This is a genomic window from Streptomyces sp. WM6378 (assembly GCF_001279695.1).
Classification (GTDB): Bacteria; Actinomycetota; Actinomycetes; order Streptomycetales; family Streptomycetaceae; genus Streptomyces.
In genome coordinates this window covers 1-4,005 of sequence record NZ_LGDD01000080.1, presented here as the reverse complement: position 1 = coordinate 4,005, position 4,005 = coordinate 1, and the positions used below count along the sequence as shown (strand labels likewise).

General features: G+C 65.5%; 2 protein-coding genes. One reads left to right on the top strand and one right to left on the bottom strand.

Features of this window, described 5'->3' with window-relative positions; translation table 11 throughout:
- Positions 1–640: 640 nt before the first annotated feature.
- A complete protein-coding gene (locus ADK54_RS09680; RefSeq protein WP_053725150.1) occupies positions 641–3,322 on the bottom strand; it encodes a helix-turn-helix domain-containing protein in 2,682 nt (893 codons plus the stop codon).
- Between the two features lie 174 nt (positions 3,323–3,496).
- On the opposite strand from ADK54_RS09680, the gene ADK54_RS45810 reads away from it, so the two are divergent.
- A complete protein-coding gene (locus ADK54_RS45810) occupies positions 3,497–3,769 on the top strand; it encodes a hypothetical protein (RefSeq protein ID WP_159047691.1) in 273 nt (90 codons plus the stop codon).
- Positions 3,770–4,005: the final 236 nt, after the last annotated feature.

Genomic DNA, 4,005 nt, shown 5'->3' with positions numbered 1-4,005 from the left:
AGCACACACCAGACCTCATCGACGGCTGCCTCGACGGCACCGGCCTCTCGCCACCTACAGATGACACCAGCCCGACAACCCATCGGAAAGGTCAGTAACTCCCGGTCGGGAGGCGTGTCATGCCGAACCGGCGGCCTCGTGGCTATCAGCCGCGGTGGAGGCCCCGCGCCCGGACGTGCGAGCTTTTGACGGCGGTGGATCGGGTTCTGGAGCGGTACGTGGCTCAGCTGCCGCTCACGATCCGGCAGGTCTGATACTCGCTGATCTCCGACGGCGTGCTGGTCAAGGAGGAGCGCACCTACAAGTAGACGGTGGAACTCCTGGAGATGGCCCGCCGCTCGGGCCGTATCCCGTGGGAGGCCCTGCGCGACGACACCGAGATCCATGCCGAGCCCGTCGCCTACGAGGGGCCCGACGACTTTAGGGCCGGGCTGCGCTGGAGTATCGGCTGGACCGGCAGGCCGGCCAGCCGGTGCGGCTGGAGATCGTCGGTGAGACGGCGGGGATGGTTCCACAGCTTGTCGCGGTCGCTGGCCCGTACGGCGTGCCGGTGTAGCGCCTCAACGTCGTTGCAGGTCAGGCTCCTTGGTAAGTCGTGGTGGGAGTGCCGACTTCCCTCCGTACGCTCTGCCTGGCCTGTTCACCCTGGAGGACCAAAGGCAGACTGGAAGCGGGTCGACTTCGAGCCGGATCGCTCGGCTTCGGCGAGGTAGAGGTATGGGCCGTAATTGTTTTCGTCGGCGGCGGCAAGTTCTCGTAGGAGTGCGGTGCGTTCAGCGTGGATGAGAGCTGCTTCGCGGTGCTGTCCGGTGCAGGTGAGTTCCCGAGCCAATTGATAGAGCGCGTCATGCAGGTGGGGAGCGTAGCGGCCGAAGTTGTTCTTGTTCTGCACGCGGCGGATTAGGGCGGCCTCCTGTGCGGCATCCCGTGCCGCGCGGTGGTTTCCGAGCGTGTGCTGGGCGGCGGCGACGTTCTGCAGGGCGCCGGCAAGTTCCGGCGGGGCCGAGCCTGGGGGCAGCGGTTCTTTCTCAAGTTCCTGGCAGATGCCCACGGCTCTCTGGGCTGCCTTGAGGCGGCCCTCGGCGTCGATGCGGTGGCGGCCGGCAAGGTTGGCCAGCACGAAGGTGAGACGCAGCCGCTGTTCGGTGTGCCCGGCTTCGATCAGAAGGTCACAGATTTCGATAGCCTTCTGCGTCGCGGCTAGGGCCTTGTCGAACTCGTCGTTGTACTCATAGGCGATCCCGGCCCAGTCGAGATACAGCGCGCGGTCCTTCAGGCGTTCTACCGGTCGTCCCCCGGCCATCAGATCCTCACGAGTTGTTCCGGCTGTCAGAGCCTGCATGATCGGAACTACCCGGTCGAACTCGGCGGCAGCTTCCGTGTACTGAAAGGCGATTTGATAGCGACTTCCAATGTGGGCGCGTACCTTGGCCTCGGTGGCGGGATCTCCTTGGGCGCGCGCCAAAGCTGCTGGAGCCAGAAGCTTGACGAGTTCCGCTGCTCCTGCGTTGAGTTCCACATCATCGAGCGGCAGGGCTTGGTACACCGCTGCCAGTACAGGCCGGGGAAACGGATCAACTGCACAGAGTCTGGACAAGCCGATCGAGCCGGTCTTCTGGATCAGCTTGGGGTCGGCTTGGAGGAGAGGAGCGAGTTGGCCGGTGGCGACGTGGTTCCAGCGGGCGGCGGTCTCGATCAGGGTGAGCAAAGCGCTCCTGCCCCACCGGGGGAACGCTTGTGGCTCGCGGTCTTCCTTGCTGCGCTGCAGCGCGCTCGTGAGGAGGCGTGCGGGCGCCGCCGAGACCCACGGGCCCATGGCTAAGCCGGTGGGAAGACCATCGGAGGGATTGCGCTGGGGGAGGCACAGCGCGATGTACGCCTCTGCGAGTGTGTCCGGCAGCAGTGGCTGCAGGACCGTGCCCTCGCGGTGCGCCGGATACGCCGTGGTGTGGTCGGCGAGGATCGTGTATGGGTCATGGGCCTGGGAGACTTTGATGCCTTCGAGGGCGAGGATCGCGTCTTCTTGGGTGAGCGGGCCGGTCAGCGCGGCGGTGTAGACCACCTGGGCCAGCACCCAGGGGTCGGTACTCATACGTGTGGTCGCGGCAAGGCTGGCCCAGTGCTGGGCCTCGCGGCCCAGCAGGTAGGCGGCGACCTGTTCCGGCTTGTGTGGTGCTCTGTCGCCCGAGCACTGAGCATGGACGTCCGCGAGCGCCGCCATATGGATCGCGAGGACTGTGGCGAAGCCGTCACCGCTGAGATCCGGCACTGGGGTATCGGGCTGGGGGCGGGGCCTGAGGACCTTGGCGAAGGATTTCCGCGCTCCAGCGAACAGAAGGCCGCGGTCCAACTCGCCAGTCACAGAGGGCAGATCTTGCTCATCGACTTCCATGCCCAGGTCTGAGGCGTAGTTCGATATCCGAGCCCACCACATGCCGGAGGACCGCGTGATGAAGAGGATACGGATCTCGCCCACCTGCTGTTGCTTGCACTGATAAAGCAGATTCTCGAGGTCTTCCAGTCGCCAGCGCTCGATGTCATCGACGATCAGCAGGTAGCCCTGGGCGCCGGCAACGCGGGGGAGGCTCGGGCGCTGTGAGGCGGTGGCGGGAGAGCCTTCCTGAAGGACGTGGAAGGTGGTCCAGTTCGTGGCCGGGTTTCCCGGGTTGCAGCGCGCAGCCGCGAAGTGGGCAGCCAGGCGGGATTTTCCCTGGCCCGCGGGTCCCCGCAGCAGGCGCAGCCGGATCCGAGGGCGGTCGCTGCTGGGCTTGCACCACAGCCGCAAGCGTTCCAGGGGGGCGTTCCCGCCGACGAAGCCAACCCATTCACGGTCGGTATCAAGCAGCTGGCTCGGCTGCCGCCGGGCCTGGTCCTGCGTGAGCCTGGGGGGACGCGGTGTTCCGTGCGCCAGGCGGAACACCACCTTGTCCTGGCGGTTCAGTACGGTGATCAGCGATGCACTGCCTTCGACTCGGCCTTTGGCGCCGGGGATCCACATTTCAGCGGCTGTCTGGTGCGTGGCGGAAGACGCCCGTGCCTTTGCCCCGCGCAATAACTCGTGCTTCTTCTCCCAGTTGGCGGTGTCGACTGCCTCCGTCAGCACTATGCCTTTGACGCCCGCCTCATCGGCACACGCTTTGACCCACGCGGACACCACCTCGAGGTCAGGCGGCGTCAGGAGCTTTCCCGTCTGTAGCTTGCTGATCGTTGATGGCGCCCGTCCGATCTTCTTGCCCAGGTCTTTCACGGTCAGGCCCGCCTCGCTGCGCAGCATCCCCAGGTCGCGCCCGAACGCCTTCATGGTCTCGTCCCAGCCAGTCACCCGCCCATCGTGACAGCCGTCACGGACGGGTCCAAGAGGCCAACTCGCCTACCAATGGCGGCTGTTACCAGTTCGCGGAGCGTTTCCGTGAAACCAAGCGCGAACGGTACGCCTTCTCGTTCGGGCCTCAGCCTTTTCCTGACGGCAACAACAGGAATGGGAATGGGGATGGGGATGAACGACTTCATGGACGCCCTAGCGTCGGAGCCGGCCGCGCGTACGGCCCTGCCGGGGATCGGGGAAGCGACAAGTCTGGTTCTGATCCTGCTGTGCTTGGCCTTCGCGCTGCTGACCGCCATCCTGATCGGCGTCGCGGCAGCGGTGCTTGCGATCAAGGCGGGCGAGAATTTCCCCAAGGCGGTGATGAGGGGTGCGAAAGCGTTTGCTGCGACGCTGGGCCTCCTGATCGCCGCCGCGACACTGTGCATTGCAATGTTCAGGACATGACAAGCGTCCGGAGGGAGGTCCCGGGCCAGGAACTGCAGGCTCATGCCACTGCTGACCAGGCCCATCATTTCCGGTTCGGCGGTCAGCTGTCCGTAGCTGTCTGCCATGGCTTTGAGCTTGCTGTGAACGACGGCGATATTGGTTCTGGCCGCGATTCCGTGAATCGCCGGCTCATGATCGGAGCAGGATGCGGGTGCGGAGGAGGCGGAACGAGGCTCGACCATACATGGTCCGCT

Excerpts from the sequence above, each read along its gene's own strand:
- ADK54_RS45810 (WP_159047691.1), top strand. The coding sequence starts at position 3,497 with ATGAACGACTTCATGGACGCCCTAGCGTCGGAGCCGGCCGCGCGTACG.